The 23,043-nt window shown below is 67.8% G+C and carries 12 protein-coding genes and 3 rRNA genes; all 15 read right to left on the bottom strand.

Features of this window, described 5'->3' with window-relative positions:
- Positions 1-30 precede the first annotated feature (30 nt).
- On the bottom strand, positions 31-1,392 hold the full coding sequence (locus CRYAR_RS42990) for a hypothetical protein (protein ID WP_157017606.1): 1,362 nt from the start codon (positions 1,390-1,392) through the stop codon (positions 31-33).
- 2,007 nt (positions 1,393-3,399) lie between these two features.
- A 5S ribosomal RNA gene (gene rrf / locus CRYAR_RS12240) occupies positions 3,400-3,516 on the bottom strand.
- 92 nt (positions 3,517-3,608) lie between these two features.
- Positions 3,609-6,727: ribosomal RNA gene (locus CRYAR_RS12235) — 23S ribosomal RNA — on the bottom strand.
- A gap of 400 nt (positions 6,728-7,127) precedes the next feature.
- Positions 7,128-8,642, bottom strand: a 16S ribosomal RNA gene (locus tag CRYAR_RS12230).
- Together the 16S, 23S and 5S rRNA genes form the textbook arrangement of a ribosomal RNA operon.
- A 782-nt stretch (positions 8,643-9,424) precedes the next feature.
- Positions 9,425-10,696, bottom strand: coding sequence for a tyrosine--tRNA ligase (gene tyrS, locus CRYAR_RS12225; RefSeq protein ID WP_035861953.1), 1,272 nt, complete (start codon positions 10,694-10,696; stop codon positions 9,425-9,427).
- Positions 10,689-11,303: a DNA-3-methyladenine glycosylase gene (locus tag CRYAR_RS12220; RefSeq protein WP_035850688.1), complete on the bottom strand. Its 615-nt coding sequence runs from the start codon at positions 11,301-11,303 to the stop codon at positions 10,689-10,691. The genes tyrS and CRYAR_RS12220 overlap by 8 nt, the downstream gene beginning before the upstream one ends.
- Entirely contained in the window at positions 11,290-12,717 is a 1,428-nt protein-coding gene (argH, locus tag CRYAR_RS12215; protein ID WP_035850686.1) for an argininosuccinate lyase, read from the bottom strand. Before argH ends, CRYAR_RS12220 begins: the two co-directional genes overlap by 14 nt.
- The gene (locus tag CRYAR_RS12210; RefSeq protein ID WP_051570070.1) at positions 12,714-13,274 is read right to left on the bottom strand and encodes an arginine repressor; all 561 of its coding nucleotides are present in this window, start codon (positions 13,272-13,274) and stop codon (positions 12,714-12,716) included. The genes argH and CRYAR_RS12210 overlap by 4 nt, the downstream gene beginning before the upstream one ends.
- Positions 13,271-14,200 (bottom strand): ornithine carbamoyltransferase, encoded by a 930-nt coding sequence (gene argF / locus CRYAR_RS12205; RefSeq protein WP_035850683.1) that lies wholly within the window; start codon positions 14,198-14,200, stop codon positions 13,271-13,273. The genes CRYAR_RS12210 and argF overlap by 4 nt, the downstream gene beginning before the upstream one ends.
- Positions 14,197-15,366, bottom strand: a complete 1,170-nt coding sequence (locus CRYAR_RS12200; RefSeq protein ID WP_035850681.1) for an acetylornithine transaminase — start codon at positions 15,364-15,366, stop codon at positions 14,197-14,199. Before CRYAR_RS12200 ends, argF begins: the two co-directional genes overlap by 4 nt.
- Positions 15,363-16,250: an acetylglutamate kinase gene (gene argB / locus CRYAR_RS12195; protein ID WP_035861949.1), complete on the bottom strand. Its 888-nt coding sequence runs from the start codon at positions 16,248-16,250 to the stop codon at positions 15,363-15,365. The genes CRYAR_RS12200 and argB overlap by 4 nt, the downstream gene beginning before the upstream one ends.
- Before the next feature lie 8 nt (positions 16,251-16,258).
- Positions 16,259-17,653: a bifunctional glutamate N-acetyltransferase/amino-acid acetyltransferase gene (locus CRYAR_RS12190; protein ID WP_035850679.1), complete on the bottom strand. Its 1,395-nt coding sequence runs from the start codon at positions 17,651-17,653 to the stop codon at positions 16,259-16,261.
- Positions 17,650-18,678 (bottom strand): N-acetyl-gamma-glutamyl-phosphate reductase, encoded by a 1,029-nt coding sequence (argC, locus tag CRYAR_RS12185; protein ID WP_035850677.1) that lies wholly within the window; start codon positions 18,676-18,678, stop codon positions 17,650-17,652. The genes CRYAR_RS12190 and argC overlap by 4 nt, the downstream gene beginning before the upstream one ends.
- A 685-nt stretch (positions 18,679-19,363) precedes the next feature.
- The gene (gene pheT / locus CRYAR_RS12180) at positions 19,364-21,859 is read right to left on the bottom strand and encodes a phenylalanine--tRNA ligase subunit beta (protein ID WP_035850674.1); all 2,496 of its coding nucleotides are present in this window, start codon (positions 21,857-21,859) and stop codon (positions 19,364-19,366) included.
- Entirely contained in the window at positions 21,859-22,929 is a 1,071-nt protein-coding gene (pheS, locus tag CRYAR_RS12175) for a phenylalanine--tRNA ligase subunit alpha (protein ID WP_035850672.1), read from the bottom strand. The genes pheT and pheS overlap by 1 nt, the downstream gene beginning before the upstream one ends.
- Between the last annotated feature and the right edge of the window lie 114 nt (positions 22,930-23,043).

Below are 23,043 nucleotides of genomic sequence, written 5' to 3'. Positions count from 1 at the left end.
ACGTCGTGTGCAACGCCGGCGTCCCGCCGGCTACCCCGCGGTACGTCCCCCGCCGTCGTGGTCCTGTTCGTTCTCTTCCGACGCCACACCGCGAACCACCGCAGGCGACGAAGGTTCCCCTGACGCCGTCCCGGCGGAACCGGTCCGGCCATCGCCACCCTCGCCGACCGACCCCGATTCGTCCACGAGAGCCCCGTCCGCCCCGGCCACCAACCCAGCGACGTCGCCCCGACGACCCTCGTCGTCACGCCCGTCCTGGTCGTCACGACCGTCCTGGTCGTCACGAACGGGCTGGTCATCACGAGCTGCGATCTGCTCATCGGTGGGCCGATCGGCCACGTCCTCGTCGTCATCCCAGTCGTCGTCGCCGCTCACCTCACGGTCGAGCAGCACCTCAGCGCCGAGGTCGTCCTCCCGGGCGTCCACCTCGTAGGCGTCGTCCCGCTCGTCCGCGAAGTCGTCCTGGTCACTCCCGTCGCCGTCCTGCGCGCTCGGAGCGTCGTCCCGATCGCTCGGGGCGTCCTCCTGCGCGCGCGAAGCGTCGTCCTGGGCGTCGTCGTCCTGGGCGTCGTCGTGGGTGGCGTTCTCGTCGAGGGAAGTGGCGTCGTCGGCATCGTCGGACTCGTCCTCGTCGAAGGGTTCGACCAGGTCGCGCTCGTCGTCGGCGTCGTCGTGCTCGGTGCCCTCCTCGGTGAAGAGGAACCCGTCGAGGTCGAGCACCCGCTCGTCGGCGTCGGTAGCCCCGTCGACGTCCGCGTCAGCGGCCTGCACGAACCATTCCCGCGCCGTGTCCACCTGCCCCGCGGCGAGCAACAACTCGGCGTAGGCGTACCGCAGCCGCGCGAGCCAGTCCGACGCCCGCTGCGTCCGCAACTCGGGCACGTCGAGCGTCGCCAGAGCACCCTCGAGGTCGCCCTGGTCCTGCCGGGCCCCGGCGGCCACGATCATCAGCTCGACCCGTGTCTCGGTGTCGAGCCGCGCCGCCTCGGGGCTGGCCGCGAGCTCGATCGCCTTCTCCGGCCGGCCGAGCGCCCGCTCGGAGTCCGCGATCACCGCGAGGTGCGCATCCGAACCGGTGAGCCGCCGCCACGCACGCAGCTCGCCGATCGCCAGCTTCCACTCCCCGGCGTGGTAGGCCGCGATCCCCACGGCCTCCCGCACGGACGCGATCCGCGCCGCCTGCAGACGCGCCGCCTGAGCGTGCTCCAACGCCAGCGCCGGGTCGGTGTCGAGGAACCGCCCCGCGGCCACCAGGTGACGCGCCACGGTGTCCGCCGCGCCCTTCGGCAGCGCACGCAGCTCCGCCCGCACCTCACGGTCGAGGTCGCGCACCTCGATGTCGGCGGGAATGTCCGGACCCGGCGGCCGCGGCCGCCCCGTCGACCCCACCACGATCGGCCCACTGGACCCCGGCCGCGCCGACCGGGACGCACCACCCCGCGAGTCCGGCCGTCCACCCCGCCCCGGCCGCTGCCGGTCACCGTAGGAGCCCCGGTCCCCGGACGAACCCCGATCGCCGCGCGGGCCCCGGTCCCCATACGAACGCTCGCCCTGCGAGCCCCGGTCGCCGTAGGACCGGTCGCCCCGCGAGCCCCGATCGCCGTACGAACGGTCGCCCTGCGAGCTCCGGTCCCCGTACGAGCTCCGGTCGCCACGCGAGTTCCGGTCTCCGAACGAACCACTGCTTTGCGAACCCCGGTCCCCGTGCGAACCACGGTCGCCCTGCGAGTTCCGGTCCTGGTAGCCATCCCGGCCACCGCGCTCCCCGGACGACGGCCGCCCGCCACCGGCACCGCGCCCACCACCGGGACGGTCTCCCCCGGCACGCTCGCCGTACGCAGGCCGATCCCCGCGCGCCGGCCGGTCGCCGTACGAACCACCGCCGGCTCCCCGGTCGCCGTAGGCGGGACGATCCCCACGCGCCGACCGATCCCCGTACGAACGGTCGCCGCCGGAGCGTCCTGCGCCCCCAGCCCGGTCGCCGCCTCCAGGACCGCCACCGCTCCGGAACCGATCGCCGCCCCCGGGACGATCGCCGCTCGAGGGCCGGTCGCCGCCGGGGCGCCCGCGGCCCGCGTTGCGGTCGCTGTAGGAGGGACGATCGCCACGCGACGGCCGGTCCCCGAAGGAGCGGTCACCGCCACCCGGCCGGTCGCCACGGGACGGCCGGTCACCGAACGACCGTTCCCCCGACTGACCCCCGCCACGCGACCGGTCGCCCCCGCGCTGATCGCCGTAAGCCGGGCGGTCGGTGCGAGACGGACGGTCGCCGTACGAGCGATCGTTGTTCGAGGAGCGATCGTAGTTCGAAGAGCGGTCGCCGCCGGACGGACGGTCCCCGCGAGATCCACGATCGCCCGAGGAGGAACGAGCGTCCCGACCCGGCCGGTCGCCGAACGAGCGCCGGTCTCCGTCGCCGCGCGAGGGACGATCACCGTAGGAGCCCCGCGAGCCATCGCCGCGAGAAGAAGAGCGGTCACCGGAAGAGCCGCGGTCACTGTCGCCGCGCGAGGGGCGATCACCGTAGGAGCCGCGAGCTCCAGCGCTAGAGCCGCGGTCGCTAGAGCCGCGGTCGCTGGTGCCGCGCGAGGGGCGATCGCCGTAGGAGCCGCGGGTGCCCTCGCCGCGGGACGGCCGGTCGCCTGAATCGCGAGCGCCGTCGCTCCGGGACGAGCGGTCACCAAAATTGCGGGCGCCATCGCTCCGGGACGAGCGATCACCAAAATTGCGGGCGCCATCGCTTCGGGCCGGGCGGTCGCCGACGCTACGGCCACCGAAACTGCGGTCACCGGAGCCGCGGCCACCATAACTGCGGTCACCGAAATTGCGGTCACCGTCGCCTCGGGCGCTGCCGCTGCTGCCGCCCTCACCACGGGAGGAGGTGCCGCCGGAGGAGTTGCGGGGGCCGTCGGAGCGGGGCGAGCGGTCGTCGCCGTCGCGGGACGCGCGGCGATCGTTGGTGCCGCGAGCCCCGTCGTGGGGGCGTGCGCCGCGGGAGAAGCTGGCTCCCTGGGGGCGCGGTGAGCGTGCGCCACCGCCGGCGCTGCTGTGTCCGCCGGGCCGACCGGCACGAGCCGGCCGCCCTTCACCGCCGGAGGTGGCGTCGCGCCGGGGGGCGCCGCGGTCACCCCGGGCGTCCGCGGAACCGGGACCGGAGCGCCGTTCGCCGCGTGGGGCGCCATCACGTGGGCCCGCGCGGTCACCGCGCCGGTCGTCCCCGCCCGCGTCCCCGCGTCCGTACCTACCTGCGTCGGCCACTCCGCACCTCCGGTCAACAACGTACTGGGCGTCGCCGACAGAACGACACGGGCCCACATAGCAGTAACGCCGCTACCGACCCCTGATCCCGTGAAAACGGGTAATCATCAGGGTCGATAACGGCGTTACCGACAAAGAAAAGTCCGGCGGCGTCCTACTCTCCCACACCATCACCAGTGCAGTACCATCGGCGCTGAGGAGCTTAGCTTCCGGGTTCGGAATGGGACCGGGCGTTTCCTCCTCGCTATAACCACCGGAACCTGATCAGACCTACTGAACAGAAACCAATGCTGTTCGTGGTCTGGGAACCACACAGTGGATGCGACTACTTACTTTCAACGTCATACTTTGTGGGCAAGCCCTCGGCCTATTAGTACCGGTCAGCTCCACCTGTTACCAGGCTTCCACATCCGGCCTATCAACCCGATCGTCTACTCGGGGGCCTTAACCACTCAAGGTGGTGGGAGACCTCATCTCGAAGCAGGCTTCCCGCTTAGATGCTTTCAGCGGTTATCCCTTCCGAACGTAGCCAACCAGCCATGCTCCTGGCGGAACAACTGGCACACCAGAGGTTCGTCCGTCCCGGTCCTCTCGTACTAGGGACAGCCCTTCTCAAATCTCCAACGCGCACGGCGGATAGGGACCGAACTGTCTCACGACGTTCTAAACCCAGCTCGCGTACCGCTTTAATGGGCGAACAGCCCAACCCTTGGGACCTACTCCAGCCCCAGGATGCGACGAGCCGACATCGAGGTGCCAAACCATCCCGTCGATATGGACTCTTGGGGAAGATCAGCCTGTTATCCCCGGGGTACCTTTTATCCGTTGAGCGACACCGCTTCCACCAGCCAGTGCCGGATCACTAGTCCCAGCTTTCGCTCCTGCTCGACCTGTCAGTCTCACAGTCAAGCTCCCTTGTGCACTTGCACTCAACACCTGATTGCCAACCAGGCTGAGGGAACCTTTGGGCGCCTCCGTTACATTTTAGGAGGCAACCGCCCCAGTTAAACTACCCACCAGGCACTGTCCCCGACCCCGATCAGGGGCCCGGGTTAGACATCCAATACGACCAGAGTGGTATTTCAACGATGACTCCACGAACACTGGCGTGCCCGCTTCACAGTCTCCCACCTATCCTACACAAGCCGAATCGAACACCAATACCAAGCTATAGTAAAGGTCCCGGGGTCTTTCCGTCCTGCCGCGCGTAACGAGCATCTTTACTCGTAGTGCAATTTCGCCGAGCCTGTGGTTGAGACAGTAGGAAAGTCGTTACGCCATTCGTGCAGGTCGGAACTTACCCGACAAGGAATTTCGCTACCTTAGGATGGTTATAGTTACCACCGCCGTTTACTGGCGCTTAAGTTCTCAGCTTCGCCCTTACGGACTAACCGGTCCCCTTAACGTTCCAGCACCGGGCAGGCGTCAGTCCGTATACATCGTCTTACGACTTCGCACGGACCTGTGTTTTTAGTAAACAGTCGCTTTCCCCTGGTCTCTGCGGCCATACAACGCTCCCCCAGCAAGTGGGATCACGTCTCCGGCCCCCCTTCTCCCGAAGTTACGGGGGTATTTTGCCGAGTTCCTTAACCACAGTTCGCTCGATCGCCTTGGTATTCTCTACCTGACCACCTGTGTCGGTTTAGGGTACGGGCCGCTCGGATCTCGCTAGAGGCTTTTCTCGGCAGCATAGGATCACTCACTTCGCCACAACGGCTCCCCATCAGGTCTCAGACTATATGAAGCACGGATTTACCAATGCCTCGTCCTACACCCTTAGCCCGGCACCACCATTCACCGGGATGAGCTACCTTCCTGCGTCACCCCATCGCTTGACTACTACCACCCGGGATCCCAGCCTCCCCAGCTCCTTCCCGAAGGAATCGGCCGGCTTGGGTGGTTAGCACAAAGTAGGTTCATCATGGGCGATCCTTCGCGGGTACGGGAATATCAACCCGTTGTCCATCGACTACGCCTGTCGGCCTCGCCTTAGGTCCCGACTCACCCTGGGCGGATTAGCCTGGCCCAGGAACCCTTGGTCATTCGGCGGACGGGTTTCTCACCCGTCATTCGCTACTCATGCCTGCATTCTCACTCGCACGACGTCCACCACTCGATCACTCGGCAGCTTCCTCCGTCGTACGACGCTCCCCTACCCATCAACACATCCAATAAGAGTCCCGCAGGAATTCAAACCAGACTATACGTGTCAATGCCTCAGCTTCGGCGGTGTACTTGAGCCCCGCTACATTGTCGGCGCGGAATCACTTGACCAGTGAGCTATTACGCACTCTTTAAAGGGTGGCTGCTTCTAAGCCAACCTCCTGGTTGTCTCTGCGACTCCACATCCTTTCCCACTTAGCACACGCTTAGGGGCCTTAGCTGGAGATCTGGGCTGTTTCCCTCTCGACTACGAAGCTTATCCCCCGCAGTCTCACTGCCACGCTCTCACTTACCGGCATTCGGAGTTTGGCTGACTTCAGTAAGCTTGTGGGCCCCCTAGGCCATCCAGTGCTCTACCTCCGGCAAGAAACACGCAACGCTGCACCTAAATGCATTTCGGGGAGAACCAGCTATCACGGAGTTTGATTGGCCTTTCACCCCTATCCACAGGTCATCCCCCAGGTTTTCAACCCTGGTGGGTTCGGGCCTCCACGCCGTCTTACCGGCGCTTCACCCTGCCCATGGATAGATCACTCCGCTTCGGGTCTAGAGCACGCGACTCACACGCCCTATTCGGACTCGCTTTCGCTACGGCTACCCACACGGGTTAACCTCGCCACGTACCACTAACTCGCAGGCTCATTCTTCAAAAGGCACGCCGTCACATCTCCGAAGATCTGCTCCGACGGCTTGTAGGCACACGGTTTCAGGTACTATTTCACTCCCCTCCCGGGGTACTTTTCACCTTTCCCTCACGGTACTAGTGCACTATCGGTCACCAGGGAGTATTTAGGCTTAGCGGGTGGTCCCGCCAGATTCACACGAGATTTCACGGGCCCCGTGCTACTTGGGAACAACTAAAGGAAGATCACAGGTTTTCGTCTACGGGAGTCTCACCCTCTACGCCGGTCCTTCCCAGAACCTTCGACTAACCACATGATTTTCTTACTTCCCCATCAGCCGGCAGACTGACGAATAGCCGTCCCACGACCCCAACGACGCAACCCCTGCCGGGTATCACACGTCACTGGTTTAGCCTCATCCGCTTTCGCTCGCCACTACTCACGGAATCACTCTTGTTTTCTCTTCCTGTGGGTACTGAGATGTTTCACTTCCCCACGTTCCCTCCACACACCCTATGTGTTCAGGTGCGGGTGACAGCACATAACTGCTGCCGGGTTTCCCCATTCGGACACCCTCGAATCACAGCTCGGTTGACAGCTCCTCGAGGACTATCGCGGTCTCCCACGTCCTTCATCGGCTCCTGGTGCCAAGGCATCCACCGTGCGCCCTTAACAACTTGACCACAAAGATAAGATGCTCGCATCCACTGTGCAGTTCTCAAACAACGACCAGCACCCACCCCGCGCTCACCACCAGCCCAAACACCCAAAACCCAGTGTCCGTCGATGTGGTGTGGAATGGTCCGGCTGAAATCCCACAACGCCGCTCAGCAAAGAGCACCCTGCGTGTGTTATTTCAGGACCCAACAGTGTGTTCTACAAGCCATCGATCTAGCCGGCCCCGTTCCTGCACCCAAAGATGCTGTACTAAACGACCCTCTACATCCATGCACTCGAACTAGTTAGTGATCCACCCGAGCAACCGCATCGAAACTTGCCTCATCCCTACATGAACAAGGTCGCGCTCGATAAACGGCATCTGGACACCGCCTCAAAAGAGGACCGGTGCCGAGTGCTCCTTAGAAAGGAGGTGATCCAGCCGCACCTTCCGGTACGGCTACCTTGTTACGACTTCGTCCCAATCGCCAGTCCCACCTTCGACCGCTCCCTCTCCGAAGAGTTGGGCCACGGGCTTCGGGTGTTACCGACTTTCGTGACGTGACGGGCGGTGTGTACAAGGCCCGGGAACGTATTCACCGCAGCGTTGCTGATCTGCGATTACTAGCGACTCCGACTTCACGGGGTCGAGTTGCAGACCCCGATCCGAACTGAGACCGGCTTTTTGGGATTCGCTCGACCTTACGGTTTCGCAGCCCTCTGTACCGGCCATTGTAGCATGCGTGCAGCCCAAGACATAAGGGGCATGATGATTTGACGTCATCCCCACCTTCCTCCGAGTTGACCCCGGCAGTCTCCCATGAGTCCCCACCCGAAGTGCTGGCAACATGGAACGAGGGTTGCGCTCGTTGCGGGACTTAACCCAACATCTCACGACACGAGCTGACGACAACCATGCACCACCTGTACACCGCCCCGAAGGACCCCGTATCTCTACGAGTTTTCGGTGTATGTCAAGCCTTGGTAAGGTTCTTCGCGTTGCATCGAATTAAGCCGCATGCTCCGCCGCTTGTGCGGGCCCCCGTCAATTCCTTTGAGTTTTAGCCTTGCGGCCGTACTCCCCAGGCGGGGCGCTTAATGCGTTAGCTGCGGCACGGAACCCGTGGATAGGGTCCCACACCTAGCGCCCAACGTTTACGGCGTGGACTACCAGGGTATCTAATCCTGTTCGCTCCCCACGCTTTCGCTCCTCAGCGTCAGTTACGGCCCAGAGACCCGCCTTCGCCACCGGTGTTCCTCCTGATATCTGCGCATTTCACCGCTACACCAGGAATTCCAGTCTCCCCTACCGCACTCAAGCCAGCCCGTATCGACTGCAGGCCCGGAGTTGAGCCCCGGGTTTTCACAGTCGACGTGACAAGCCGCCTACGAGCTCTTTACGCCCAATAATTCCGGACAACGCTTGCACCCTACGTATTACCGCGGCTGCTGGCACGTAGTTGGCCGGTGCTTCTTCTGCAGGTACCGTCACTTGCGCTTCGTCCCTGCTGAAAGAGGTTTACAACCCGAAGGCCGTCATCCCTCACGCGGCGTCGCTGCGTCAGGCTTTCGCCCATTGCGCAATATTCCCCACTGCTGCCTCCCGTAGGAGTCTGGGCCGTGTCTCAGTCCCAGTGTGGCCGGTCGCCCTCTCAGGCCGGCTACCCGTCACTGCCTTGGTAGGCCATTACCCCACCAACAAGCTGATAGGCCGCGGGCTCATCCCTCGCCGAAAAACTTTCCACCACCGAAGATGCCTAAAGTGGTCGTATCCGGTATTAGCCCCGGTTTCCCGGAGTTATCCCAGAGCGAGGGGCAGATTGCCCACGTGTTACTCACCCGTTCGCCGCTCGAGTACCCCGAAGGGCCTTTCCGCTCGACTTGCATGTGTTAAGCACGCCGCCAGCGTTCGTCCTGAGCCAGGATCAAACTCTCCATCAAGGTTTTTCATCAGCACCAGCCGGCGAAGGCAACGGTGCCAATACCCTTAGAGAATCCATTTACCTAGCAGAACCAACATCACCCCAACGTTGGCAGGGGCTAGTCAGTCCAACCAAAGGAACCTTGAACCCACCAAAAATGGTGAGCCGAGGTCAAACACTTGGCACTAACTTTCAAACACACTGTTGAGTTCTCAAACAACACACGCGCACCGGATCCGCTCTCTCGAGCCTCACTCAGGGCTTGTCCTGCGTTTCTTACTGTACCCGATCCGATTTCCAGAACCAAATTCGCTCTGTTTCCTCTATCGGGGCCTTGCTCTTTCCCACCTTACCCGGCCGAATTCTTTCCGCCAAATTCGCGGTAAGCCTTCTTCCTGGTGGGGACCGTCACGAACCCGCGCCGTTTAGGCGCCGTTTCGATCGGGCTTCCTACGGTATCCGGTCGAGTTCGTAGTGCCAAATCGGCCCTACCTCGCCCGGACGCAACTTAGTCGACCGGTTCGCACCGGTCGGATCGGCTGCTTTCCCGCGGGCCGTCCACTCCGACGCTTGCGCGTCCGGCTCGTGTCCGTCTCCCCTGCGGGCCCGATGAAATCTACGCGGCTCCGGCCGGATACGCAAACCCGTGGAGACGTGGTCCGCGCCACACTCCCGCACGGTGGCGGTGACCGGAGTGAGGACCCCTCCGGTACCGGCCCGGGCGTGCCGTGCGTAACGCGCGGCAGCCGGAGCGCGTCGGAGCCGGAAGGCACCGGCGCGCGCCCGGCAGGCGTAATCCGCTCAGGCCTTGACCTCTACCCCGGCGACGGTGCGCTTGCCGCGGCGGAGCACCAACCACCGGCCGTGGAGCAGTTCCTCCCGGGAGGGAGGAGCCTCGCCGTCGGTGACCTTCGTGTTGTTGACGTACGCGCCGCCCTCGCGGACCGTGCGGCGCGCCTCGGAAAGGCTGGCCGCCAGCCCGGAGGCCTGGAACAGCGCGGCGACGGACGGGAGCTCGCCGCTGACCTCGTGCAGGCCGGCCTCGGCGAGTGCGGCGCGGAGGGTGTCGGCGGGGAGGCCGCCGAGTTCGCCGCGGCCGAACAGCGCACCGCTCGCTGCGGTGACGGCGGCGGTCTCGTCGGCGCCGTGGACCAGCGTGGTCATCTCTTCGGCCAGACGTCGCTGGGCCAGCCGGGCCGCGGGACGTTCGGCGACCGCGGCCTCGAGCTCCTCGATCTCCTTGCGGTCGAGGAACGTGAACGTCTTGAGGCGGCTGACGACGTCACGGTCGTCGGTGTTGAACCAGAACTGGTACCAGGCGTAGGGGCTGGTGAGGTCGGGGTCGAGCCAGACCGATCCCCCGCCGGTGCTCTTGCCGAACTTCTCGCCGCTGGCGTTGGTGAGCAGCGGGAGCGTGAGGGCGTGCGCGTGGCCGCCCTCGTTCGCGGTGACCCGGCGGATGTAGTCGAGGCCCGCGGTGATGTTGCCCCACTGGTCGTTGCCGCCGATCTGGAGGCGGCAATTCTGGTCGCGGTAGAGCTGGAGGTAGTCGTTGGCCTGCAGGAGCTGGTAACTGAATTCGGTGTAGCTCAGGCCGCCGGAGTTGATGCGCGCGGAGACGGACTCGCGCGCCATCATTTGTGTGACCGGGAAATGTTTGCCGACGTCGCGCAGGAAGTCGAGCGCGGAGATGTTGGCGGTCCAGTCGAGGTTGTTCGCGAGAATCGCGCCCTGTTCGAAGTCCACGAACTTGGCGAGCTGCGGACGCAGTTTCTCGACCAGCTCGCGGACCTTTTCCGGTGTGTTGAGAACGCGTTCGGAGGAGCGGCCGCTGGGGTCGCCGATGAGCCCGGTGGCACCGCCGGCGAGGACGATCGGGCGGTGGCCGGCCTGCTGGAAACGGCGGAGCGTGAGCAGCGGGACGAGGTGACCGGCGTGCAGGCTCGCCGCGGTGGGGTCGAACCCGGCGTAGACCGTGAGCGGGGCATTGTCGAGGGCCGTGCTCAGGGCCTGTTCGTCGGTGGTCTGTGCGATCAGACCGCGCCAGCGCAGTTCGTCGAGGAATTCACTCACGGAGAGCATCATTCCGTATCGCCGGGGCGCGGGGCGAACGCCTATACGGGCTCACCGTTTCGTCGCCGTCGATCCAGAACCGCCACGGGGTGTCGGCGCCTTGCGAGACCCCGGTCCGGGGGCCCCGCCGGATCGTGCCGACGGGCTCCCGCGGTCCGTCGACCAGGATCAGCGGTCCCTTGCCGTCGAGCAGGTTCGTGCCGTCGGCTTCGCGATCGATGCCCAGGGTCCTGGTGAGGCGTGCGGGGCCGCGGGCGAGGTCACGATCCTTGACAGTCCTCCCTCGCCGGGCTTCCTCCAGCCCGTCGACGACCCGCCCGGCGCGCAGGAGCACGGCGGCCGCGACGTCGACCGGCCCGCAGGTGATGTTGACGCACCAGTGCATGCCGTAGCTGAAGTAGACGTACAGCGTGCCGGGGCCCTCGAACATGCTCGCGTTACGCACGGTGCGCCGCCGATAGGCGTGGGACGCGGGGTCACCGGCAGTCCCGGCGTACGCCTCGGTCTCGGTGATGCGCAGCGTGACGCCGTTCGCGCGCACGTACCGCCCGAGGATTGCCGGGGCGGCGTCCTCGGGCGGTCCGTTGAGGATTTCAGCGAGGGACAACCTGCTCCTGAGCCCAGTCGGTGAACCCGGCGATCGCGGTCTTGGCGTTGGTCAGCTGGACCGCGACCGCTTCCGGTCCGGTGGAGCCGGGCGTGGTGCGGGCGCGGAGGGCACCCTCCACGGACAACACCTCGCGGACCGACGGGTCGAGGTGCGGGCTGACCTGGGCGAGGTCGTCATCGGTGAGGTCGTCGAGCTCGTCGTTGCGCTGGGCTGCCTTCGCCACCATCGCGCCGACGATCTCGTGCGCGTCGCGGAACGCCACGCCCTTGCGGACGAGCCATTCGGCGACGTCGGTCGCGAGCGCGAACCCGGTGGGGGTGGACTTCTCGAGCACGTCGGTGTGCACCTGCATCGTGGCGATCATGCCGGTGAGCGCCGGAAGGAGCAGGCCGAGGGTTTCCACCGCGTCGAACACCGGCTCCTTGTCTTCCTGGAGGTCACGGTCGTAGGCGAGCGGGAGCGCCTTGAGCGTGGCGAGCAGGCCGGTGAGGTTGCCGATCAGGCGGCCGGACTTGCCGCGGGAGAGCTCGGCGATGTCCGAGTTCTTCTTCTGCGGCATGATCGAGCTGCCGGTCGCATAGGCGTCGTCGAGCGTGACCCAGCCGAATTCCTGCGACGTCCAGAGCACGACCTCCTCGCCGAGGCGGGAGAGGTGTACGCCGATCAGGGCGGCGATGAACAGGAACTCCGCCGCGAAGTCGCGGTCGCTCACCGCGTCGATGGAGTTCTCGGCGTTCCGGGTGAACCCGAGTTCCTTGGCCACCGCCTCCGGGTCGAGCGGCAAGGAGGAGCCGGCCAGCGCGCCGGCGCCGAGCGGGCTGACCGCGGCGCGTTTGTCCCAGTCGACGAGCCGGTCGAGGTCGCGCAGCAGCGACTGCACGTGCGCGAGCAGCTGGTGGCTGAACAGGATCGGCTGCGCGTGCTGGAGGTGGGTCATGCCGGGGGCGGGGACGGCTTTGTGTGTTTCGGCCTGCTCGTGCAGGGCCGTGGCCAGATCAGTCAGGCCCTGGGCGACGCCACGCGCGTGGTCGCGCAGGTAGAGGCGTAGGTCGGTGGCGACCTGGTCGTTGCGGCTGCGACCGGCACGCAGCTTGCCGCCGAGGGCGCCGAGCCGCTCGAGGAGACCGCGTTCGAGCGCGGTGTGCACGTCCTCGTCGTCGATCGTCGGGGTGAACGCGCCGTCGGCGCAGTCCTTCTCGAGCTCGTCGAGCGCCTTGAGCATCAGGTGCAGCTCGTCGGCGGTGAGCAGCCCGGCGCGGTTGAGCACACGCGCGTGGGCCCGCGAGCCGGCCAGGTCGTACGGGGCCAGCCGCCAGTCGAAGTGGACGCTGACGGAAAGCCGGGCCAGGGCCTCGGCGGGGCCGCCGGAGAAGCGGCCGCCCCAGAGGCGGGTGGTTTCGGTATCGGTCACTGGGTTTCCTTGAGAAGTGTTGCGGCGTGGTGGTGGCCCGACGTGTTGACCTCGACCGTGGCGCTGCCCCGCTGGTGCGCCCAGTCGAGGACCTTGCCCGCGAACGCCTCGCCGCCGTCGGTCTCGCGGGTGATGACGAGGATCGTGTCGTCACCGGCGATCGTTCCGATGATGTCAGGCAACCCGGACCGGTCGAGCCCCGAGGCGAGGAACTGCGCGGCGCCGGGCGGGGTGCGGAGCACGACGAGGTTGCCGCTGGCCTCGGCGCCGGTGAGCAGTTCCTGCAGCCGGCGGATGAGCTGGTCGGGCGGGCTGACCGAGGGGCGCATCGGGGCGGCCCCCTCCTCCGGCAGGACGTACGAGGCCGGTGACCCGTCGGCGCCGCGGAGTTTCACCGCGCCGAGCTCCTCCAGATCGCGGGAGAGCGTGGCCTGGGTGACGGCCATTCCCTCGTCGGCCAGCAACCGGGCCAGCACGGTCTGGGAGGGGATGGGCGTCGTGCGGACCAGTTCGCTGATCCGGGCGTGACGCGCCGCCTTGGTCACCGGGTTGCTCATCGTCGTTGTTCAACCAGCCATGTGAGGAGGGCCTTCTGGGCGTGCAACCGGTTCTCGGCCTGGTCCCAGACCGCCGACCGCGGCCCGTCGAGGACGTCGGCACTGATTTCGTTGCCACGATAGGCGGGAAGGCAATGCAGCACGATCGCGGTGTCTTTGGCGTTTTTCAGCGCTTCGGCGTTGATCTGGTAGGGCGCGAGGGCTGCGAGGCGCTCGGTGCTGCTCGCCGACTCCTGCCCCATCGATACCCAGGTGTCGGTGGCCAGGACGTCGGCGTTCGTCGCTGCCGCCACCGGGTCGTCGGTCACCGTGATCGTGCTCTGGGTGCGTTCGGCGATCTTTTTCGCGCGCTCGACGACGGCCGGGTCGGGCTGGGCGTTCGCGGGGGCCCCGATCTTCACGTGCAACCCGGCGACGGCCCCGCCGACGAGGTACGAGTGCGCCATGTTGTTGGCGGCGTCACCGAGGTAGGCGAGCGTCCGGCCCTTGATCGTGCCGAACCGCTCCTTGATCGTGAGCAGGTCGGCCAGGATCTGGCACGGGTGGAACTGGTCGGTCAGCGCGTTGACGACCGGCACCGCGCTGACGCTCGCCATCGCCTCGACGCGCTCCTGGCCGAACGTCCGCCAGACGATCGCTTCGACCTGCCGGTCGAGCACGCGCGTGGTGTCCTCGATCGTCTCGCCGCGGCCGAGCTGGCTGGTGCCGGCGTCGAGAACGAGCGGGTATCCGCCGAGCTCGGCGATACCGACCGCGAACGAGACCCGGGTGCGGGTGCTCGGCTTGTCGAAGACGACCGCGACGCTCTTGGGGCCCTGGAACGGGGTGAACTTGTGCCGATCGGCCTTCATGTCGGCGGCCAGCGCGAGCACCTGGGCCTGCTCGTCGGGGCTGAGGTCGTCGTCGGCGAGGAAGTGGCGGGTCATGTGTCTTTTCCGGTGGCTGTGTCGAGGGCGGCGGGGAGGGCCGCGAGGAACGCGTCGACCTGGTCGTCGGTGAGGATCAGGGGCGGGGCCAGCCGCAGCACGCCGGGGGCGATCGCGTTGACGAGGAATCCGGCTTCGGCCAGGGCGGCCTCGGCGGCTTTGGCGACGTCCTCGGCGAGGACGATGCCGAGGAGGGCGCCGGACCCTCGGGTGGTGACCACCGCCGGGTGCGTGATCCCGGCGCGGAGGCGCTCGCCGAGGTGCTTGGCCCGGGCGAGCAGGTCGTCCTGGACGATCGTGTCGAGTACGGCCAGCGCGGCGGCGCAGCACACCGGGTTGCCGCCGAAGGTAGAACCGTGGCTGCCGGGGCCGAACAGCGCCGCCGCCTCGCCGAAGGCCAGCGTGGCCCCGAGCGGGAGGCCGCCACCGAGCCCCTTGGCGAGCGTGACGACGTCGGGTTGGATGCCGTCGGCCTGGTGGGCGAACCAGAAGCCGGTGCGCCCGATGCCGGTCTGCACCTCGTCGATGGTGAGCAGTGCGTTGCGCTTCTGCGTGATCTCGCGGGCTCTGACGAGGTAGCCGGGCGGGGCGGGGACGACACCGCCTTCACCGAGCGTCGGCTCAAGGATGACCATTGCGGTCTCGTCGGTGACGGCCTGCTCGAGCGCCTCGGCGTCGCCGAACGGGACGTGGGTGACGTCGCCGGGCAGCGGGCGGAACGGGTCTTGCTTGGCGGGCTGGCCGGTGAGCGCGAGCGCGCCCATCGTCCGGCCGTGGAAGCCGCCCTGCGTCGCGACGATGTGCGTCTTGCCGGTGCGCCGGGACAGCTTGAACGCGGCCTCGTTGGCCTCCGCGCCGGAGTTGCAGAAGTAGACGCGCCCGTCGCGGCCGGAGATCCCCAGCAGGCGTTCGGCCAGCGTGATCGCCGGGACGTTCGCGAAGAGGTTCGACACGTGGCCGAGCGTGGCGACCTGGGCCGAGACGGCCTCGACGATCGCGGGGTGGGCGTGCCCGAGCACGTTGACCGCGATGCCGGCGTACATGTCGACGTACTGGTTGCCGTTGTCGTCCCAGACGACCGCGCCGTCCCCCTTGACCAGGGCGGTGGCCGGCGTGCCGTAGTTGTCCATGAGGGCGGCGCGCCACCGGGCGGACATGTCGCTCATGAGGACACCACCATCGTGCCGAATCCTTCCTCGGTGAAGATCTCCAGGAGCAGGGAGTGCGCGACCCGGCCGTCGATGACCGTGGCCTGCGGCACGCCCCCGCGGACCGCGCGCAGGCAGGCCTCCATCTTCGGGATCATGCCCGCCGACAGGGACGGCAGCAGCTGCGCCAGCTCCTCGGTGCCGATCTGGCTGACCAGCGAGTCCGTCTCCGGCCAGCGGGTGTAGAGCCCTTCGACGTCGGTGAGCACCACGAGCTTCTGGGCGCCGAGCGCGACGGCGATCGCCGAGGCCGCGGTATCGGCGTTGAGGTTGTGCACCTGGCCGTCGGCGTCGGGCGCGACCGTGGAGATGACCGGGATGCGGCCGGACTCGATCAGGTCCCAGACCGCGGCGGGGTTGACGGTGGCGACGTCGCCCACGAGGCCGACGTCGACCTCCTCGCCGTCGACGGTGGCCGACCGGCGGGTCGCGGTCAGCAGGTGCGCGTCCTCACCGGACATGCCGACGGCGAACGGTCCGTGCTCGTTGATCAGGCCGACGAGTTCGCGCCCCACCTGCCCCACGAGCACCATGCGGACGACGTCCATCGTCTCGGGTGTGGTGACCCGGAAGCCGCCGCGGAACTCGCTGTCGATGCCGAGCCGCCCGAGCATGCTCGAGATCTGCGGGCCGCCGCCGTGCACGACGACCGGCCGCGCGCCGGCATAGCGCAGAAACACCATGTCGGCGGCGAAGGCCCGTTTCAACGACTCGTCGGTCATCGCATGACCGCCGTACTTCACGACGACGACGGCGCCGTTGAACCGTTTGAGCCAGGGCAGCGCTTCGATGAGCACGCGGGCTTTGCGCTGGGCGGCCTCGATGTCCCGGGCGGAGAGCATCTCCGTGCTCACGAGGTGTAAGCCGAGTTCTCGTGGACGTACGCCAATGTGAGGTCGTTCGTATGGACCGTGGCGGTGTGCTCGCCGGCGTTCAGCTCGACGTGGACCTCGAGGTGCCGGTCCTCGATGTTGGGGGCCTCGACCTCGGGGTTCTTCGTGCCGTTGACGCAGACCTTGACGCCGTTGAAGGAGACGTCGACGCGGTCGGGGTCGAAGGTGGCGTCGGTGGTGCCGATCGCGGCCAGGACCCGGCCCCAGTACGGGTCGTTGCCGAACAGCGCGCACATGAGGAGGTTGTTGCGCGAGATGCTGCGCGCGACGGTGACCGCTTCGTCCTCGCTGGCCGCGCCGGTGATCGTGATCGCGACCTCCTTGGAGGCGCCCTCGGCGTCGCCGATGAGCTGGCGGGCGAGGTCGGCGCAGGCTGCTTCGACGGCCTGGTTCAGCTCTGTTTGGGTGGGGCTAATGCCGGAGGCGCCGCTGGCCAGCAGGAGGACGGTGTCGTTCGTGGACATGCAGCCGTCGGAGTCGATGCGGTCGAAGGTGGTTTTGGTCGCGGCGCGGAGGGCGGTGTCGAGGGCGTCGGCGTCGGCGACCGCGTCGGTGGTGAGGACGCAGAGCATGGTGGCGAGGGCGGGGGCGAGCATGCCGGCGCCTTTGGCCATGCCGCCGACGACCCAGGTTTTGTTGTCGATAGTGACGGTTTTGGGGTGGGTGTCGGTGGTCATGATGGCTTGAGCTGCGGCTTGGCCGCCGCTGTTGTCGGGGGTGGCGCTTTTGTCGGCGGGTTTGGTTGATGCCTCCGTGGCGGTGGGGGTGCCTGCTGCTGCGGGTGTGCTGGCTGCTGCGGGTGTGCTGGCTGCTGCGGCGGGCTTGCCTGTTGCCGCAGCGGTCGGCTTGTTGGCTGCCGCAGTGGGCGTGTCGGCTGCCGCTGCGGCGGCGGGCGTGTCGGCTGCCGCTATGGCGGCGGGCGTGTCGGCTGCCGCTATGGCGGCGGGCTTGCTGGCTGCCGCTGCGGCGGCGGTGTCTACGCCGCGGAGGAGGGCGGGCAGGTTGAGGCGTTCGCCGATGACGCCGGTGGAGCAGACGGCGACGTCGGCCGCGCCGCAGCCGAGCCGCTCCGCGACGCGCTCGGCAGTGGCGTGGGTGTCCTGGAAACCTTCCGGGCCGGTGCAGGCGTTCGCGCCGCCCGAATTGAGCACCACCGCGGTCAGCCGGCCGGACTTGAGCACCTGCTCGCTCCACAGCACCGGCGCAGCCTTGACACGGTTGGACGTGAAGACACCGGCCGCGGCGTCGAGCGGACCGTGATTGACGACAAGCGCCACGTCGCGGTCACCGCTGGTCTTGAGACCGGCCGCGACCCCCGCGGCTCCGAATCCCTGCGCGCTCGTGACGCTCACGGTGCTACTCCCGTCATCGGAAGACCGGTGGTCTCGGGCAGCCCGAGAGCCAGGTTCAGGCACTGCACCGCGGCGCCCGCGGTGCCCTTCGTCAGGTTGTCGATCGCGGCGACGACGACGATCCGCCCGGCGTCCTCGTCGAGAGCGACCTGGATTTGGGCGGTGTTGGCGCCGAGCGTCGCCGCCGTGGACGGCCAGCGGTTCTCGGGCAGGAGCTGCACGAACGGCTCCTCGCGGTAGGCGTCGGCGTACGCCTCTCGCAGTTTCTGGAGGGTGACGCCGGGCTTCGCGAGCGCACTGCAGGTGGCGAGGATGCCCCGAGGCAGCGGCGCGAGCACCGGCGTGAAGGACACCGTGACCGGCTCGTCGGCCGCCTGGCTCAGGTTCTGGATGATCTCGGGCGTGTGGCGGTGCGCGCCGCCCACGCCGTACGCGGAGAGCGAGCCCATGACCTCGGCGCCGAGCAGGTGCGGCTTGAGCGACTTACCCGCTCCGGACGTGCCGGAGGCGGCCACGATCACCGCGTCGGGCTCGGCCAGGCCGGCCTGGTACGCCGGGGCGAGGGCCAGGCTGGCCGCCGTGGGATAGCAGCCCGGGACCGCGATCCGGGTCGCCTTCTCGAGCTGCTTCCGGGCGCCGGGAAGTTCCGGGAGGCCGTAGGGCCAGGTGCCGGCGTGGTCCGACTGGTACCAGCGCTTCCAGGCGACCGGGTCGGCGAGGCGGAAATCGGCCCCGCAGTCGATGACGATGGTTTCGGCCGGGAGCACGTTGGCGATCTCACCGGAGTGACCGTGCGGCAGCGCGAGGAAGACGACGTCGTGGTTCTGGAGGACGTCGAGGGTGGTCGGCTGGAGGACCACGTCGGCGATCGGGGCGAGGTGGGGGTGGTGCTCGCCGACAGTGGTGCCGGCGCTGGAGGCGGCGGTGAGGGCACCGAGCTCGATGTGGGGGTGGGAGAGGAGGAGGCGCAGCAGTTCGCCTCCGGCATAGCCGCTGGCTCCAGCGATGGCCGCCCGCACGCACACTACGTCCTCCGCTCGTTGGGTTACGTATGAGTATGCACGAGCTCGGATTCCTATGCAACCGAGATACCTGAAGGCGCGAGGCGTCGATCGATACCCTGTTGTGCGTCCCCCAAAGGGCAACCAATCGAGGCATTCATGACACCCCAGCCCCCGCCTTCACGCAGACCGCACAGCGCGCGGATCAATAAGCCGATGGCCGTTGTGGCAATTTCAACGACGATCATATTCCTGGCGATTGCATGTGCCGTGATTGGTGTATTCATCTCCCGCTACAGGGAGGGAATGTCATCGACCCCAACGGAGGCCGCCGATAAATTGATGTCAGCAATCGAGTCCGGTGACTCTAACGCCGCAACCGCTGCAATCTGCGACGCTTCGTCCATAGACTACGCTGGAGCTAAGCGTCAAGTACTGGGAGTTGCGGAGGCGAGTGGCGGCACAGTAACGGACGTACGCTGGACAGTCTCCGAAAGTTCCAGGGACGACGACTCTGCCGAGATTCGCATCTCGCTCGAAGTCGTCGCTGATGTAAACAACGCCCGACAAGTCGATCGCAGGATATTGACTGCAGATCTGCGTAAAGGTCGCGAGTGGAAGGTTTGCAATCTTCATTCCTAAACGAGTTCGGCTGGTGGCGCCTAAGCACCACCAGCCGAACTCGTTCCCGCATCTGCTACCTGCCCACCTACGCTCGTAGAGAGGCGCCGTGGGTGGTGGTGGCTTGGGTTATGGCGGCGTCTCGGGACGTCGTGGCTTCTTCTACCGTCAGGGTGCGGTCTGCGGCGCGGAAGGTCAGGGCGAACGCCAGCGACTTTCGGCCCTCTCCCACCTGCGCCCCCGTGTACACGTCGAACAACCGCACCGACTCCAGCAACTCCCCCGCCCCCTCCACGAGGGCCTTCTCGACCTCCGCCGACGGCACCGACTCGGCCACCACCAGGGCTACGTCCAGCAGCGCCGGCGGGAACGGGGAGATCACGGGAGCAGTGGCGACCCGCGGAGCCGGCAGGGCGGAGAGATCCAGCTCCATCGCCGCCGTGCGGGGCGGTAGCTCCAGCGCCGTCACGACCCGCGGGTGCAGCTCACCCGCGTGCCCGACCACTTGGCCGTCCACGACGAGTTCGGCGCAGCGCCCGGGGTGCCACGGCGCCAGTTCGCCGCGTCGCACCGTCAGGGCGACGCCGGCGGCCGCGGCCACGAGTCGGGCGGACTCGATCGCGTCCGCCCAGGACGCGGGCCGGCCGGCGCCCCACCAACCGGCGGGGTCCCGGTCGCCGGCGAGCACGACCGCCACGTGCCGTGGCTGCGACGGGACCGCCGCGTAGAGCGCGGCCAGTTCCTCGTCGGTCGGACGGCGGTCGACGCCGAGCCGCGGCGCCGGGCCGGCACCGGACGCGGAGAAGACCAGGCCCAGTTCGTACAGCGCCACGTCCCGCTGGCCCCGGCCGATGTTGCGCTGCGCGGCCTTGAGCAGCCCGGGCAGCAGGCTGGTGCGCATCTCCGGCTCGGCGTCGGACAGGGGGTTGGCCAGCCGAACCGCGGCGCGGCGGGGGTCGTCGGCCTCCAGGCCGAACGCGTCGTGGATCGACGGTGACACGAACGGGTAGCTGAGCACCTCGACGTACCCGGCCTCGGCCAGGGCCCGTGCCACCGTGCGGCGGCGGCGCTGGTCGTCGGTCAGACCGGGGCTGGACGGCGTCGGCGGCAGGATCGACGGGATGTTGTCGTACCCCTCGAGCCGCGCGACCTCTTCGACCAGGTCGATCGGGTCGGTGAGGTCGGGCCGCCACGACGCCGGCAGCACCCACAGCTCGTCCTCGCCGCCCGTGGTGACCGTGCAGCCCACGTCACGCAGGCGCCGCTCCACCACCGAGCGCGAGTATTCGACCCCGACGACCCGCGTCGCCAGCCCCACCGGGAGCCGGATCGGCTCGACGGCGGCACGGGCGTCCAGGTCCAGCACGCCGGGATCGGCGACCGCGCCGCCGTACTCGACGAGCAGCCGCACCGCGGCTTCGGCCGCGACCGCGGTCATCTCGGGGTCGACGCCCCGCTCGAAGCGCTTCGACGCCTCGCTGGGCAGCTTGTGCCGCCGGGCGGTGCGGGCGACCGTGACCGGGTCCCAGTGGGCCGCCTCGATCAGCACGACGGTGGTGTCGGGGCCGATCTCGGTGGTCTCGCCACCCATCACCGCGGCCAGGCCGATCGCGCCGGTGTCGTCGGTGATCAGCAGGTCCTCGGTGGAGACGGCCCGGTCGACGCCGTCCAGCGTGGTCACCCGCTCCCCGGGCCGCCCACGGCGCACCACGATCGGGCCGGTCACCCGCGCCCGGTCGAACGCGTGCATCGGCTGCCCGAGCTCAAGCATCAGGTAGTTGGTGACGTCGACCGCGAGCGAGATCGAGCGCACACCGGCCGCCTGCAGCCGCCGCTTCATCCACAGCGGCGACGGCGCCGCGGGGTTCAGGCCCCGGACGGCCCGAGCGTAGAACCGGTCGCAGCCGACCGTGTCCTCCACGACCACCGGGTGCGGCACCTCGCCCGACGCGGCGGGCACGGAGACCAGCGACGCCGGATCGCGGAACGGCACACCCAGCGAGGACGCCAGCTCCCGCGCCAGACCACGCACCGAGAAGCAGTAACCCCGGTCGGGCGTGATCGCCAGCTCGAAGATGACGTCGTCGAGCCCGAGCACCGGCGCGGCGTCCGACCCCGGTTCCACGCCGGCCGGCAACTCGGCCGCGGAGAGGGCGATGATCCCGCTGTGGTCGTCGCTGATTCCTAGCTCACGGCCGGAGCAGATCATGCCGTCCGAGACCTGCCCGTAGGTCTTGCGCGCCGCGATCGCGAATCCGCCGGGCAGCACCGCGCCGGGCAGCGAGGCGACGACGTACTCCGCGGTGGCCACGTTGGGTGCGCCGCAGACGATGCCGCGGCTCCCCTCGTCGCCGTTGTGCTCGGGACCGACGTCGACGCGGCAGTACCAGATCGGCTTCTTGAAGCCGGTCAGTTCCTCGGCCGAGAGCACGCGGCCGATCACCAGCGGGCCGGAGATCTCCGCTCCGGGCCGGTGCACGGCCTCCACCTCGAGCCCGGCCCGGACGAAGGCGGTGTCGATCTCCTCGGCCGAACGACCGGAGAGGTCGAGGTACTCGCCGAGCCAGGACACGGCGACGCGCATCAGATCTCCATCCCGAAAGCGGTCGAGAAGCGCACGTCGCCCTCGACCATGTCACGCATGTCGGTGGCCTCGTGCCGAAACTGCAGGGCGCGCTCCAGCCCCATGCCGAACGCGAAGCCGGTGTAGACGTCGGGGTCGATGCCGCACGCGATCAGCACGCGCGGGTTGACCATGCCGCAGCCGCCCCATTCGATCCACCGTGGACCGCCCTTGGCCTGGGGGAACCAGACGTCGAACTCCGCCGACGGCTCGGTGAACGGGAAGTAGGACGGGCGCCAGCGCGTGACCGCCTCGGGGCCGAACATCGCCTTGGAGAAGTGGTCGAGCGTGCCCCGCAGGTGCGCCATCGTGATGCCCTTGTCGATGACGAGGCCCTCGACCTGGCTGAACACCGGCGTGTGGGTGGCGTCGAGCTCGTCGGTGCGGAACACGCGCCCGGGCGCGGCGATGTAGATCGGGGGTTCCCGCCGGTCGAGCATCGTGCGCGCCTGCACCGGGGACGTGTGCGTCCGGAGCACCAGGCCACCCTCGGGCGGCTCGACGAAGAACGTGTCCATCATGGTGCGGGCCGGATGGTCGGGCGCGATGTTGAGCGCGTCGAAGTTGAGCCACTCGGCCTCGATCTCGGGGCCTTCGGCGATCTCGTAGCCCATGCCGATGAACAGGTCGCTGACGCGGTCGATGAGCGCGGCGATCGGGTGCCGGGCGCCGCGCGGGCGCCGGTCGAACGGCAGCGTGACGTCGACGGCCTCGTCGCGCAGCACCCGCTCGTCACGCTCGACGATCAGGATCGCCTCGCGCGCGTCGTAGGCGGCCTGGATGGCCTTGCGGGTCTCGTTGACGCGGCGGCCGGCGTCGGCGCGGGCTTGCGGCGGGAGCGCGCCGAGCTCACGGCGGGCCAGGGACACCGGGGCCCGGTCGCCGAGGTGCGCGCTCTTCGCCGCGTGCAGGCCGTCGAGGTCGGCGGCGTCCGCGAACGCCTTCTCGGCGTTGAGCGTGGCGTCGCCGAGCGCTTCAGCGCTCAGCAGCGCGACCTGCTTGGGGTCATAGGGGTCGTTGGGTCCAGACATGCGGGTGGGGTTCCGTCCTCCGACTGAGCGCACGCGAGAGCAAACGCCACTACAGCGCGCGCGGAATGACAAGGATCGGGCGGCTCAGCCGCAGCCCGCCGGGGTTCGGAGCGT

It is taken from the genome of Cryptosporangium arvum DSM 44712 (genome assembly GCF_000585375.1).
In the GTDB taxonomy this organism is placed as follows: Bacteria; Actinomycetota; Actinomycetes; order Mycobacteriales; family Cryptosporangiaceae; genus Cryptosporangium; species Cryptosporangium arvum.
This window is presented reverse-complemented; position numbering and strand designations above follow the sequence as displayed.

Excerpts from the sequence above, each read along its gene's own strand:
- CRYAR_RS12210 (WP_051570070.1), bottom strand. The coding sequence starts at position 13,274 with ATGAGCAACCCGGTGACCAAGGCGGCGCGTCACGCCCGGATCAGCGAA.
- argF (WP_035850683.1), bottom strand. The coding sequence starts at position 14,200 with ATGACCCGCCACTTCCTCGCCGACGACGACCTCAGCCCCGACGAGCAG.
- CRYAR_RS12200 (WP_035850681.1), bottom strand. The coding sequence starts at position 15,366 with ATGAGCGACATGTCCGCCCGGTGGCGCGCCGCCCTCATGGACAACTAC.
- argB (WP_035861949.1), bottom strand. The coding sequence starts at position 16,250 with ATGCTCTCCGCCCGGGACATCGAGGCCGCCCAGCGCAAAGCCCGCGTG.
- pheT (WP_035850674.1), bottom strand. The coding sequence starts at position 21,859 with ATGCGCGTCGCCGTGTCCTGGCTCGGCGAGTACCTCGACCTCTCCGGT.
- pheS (WP_035850672.1), bottom strand. The coding sequence starts at position 22,929 with ATGTCTGGACCCAACGACCCCTATGACCCCAAGCAGGTCGCGCTGCTG.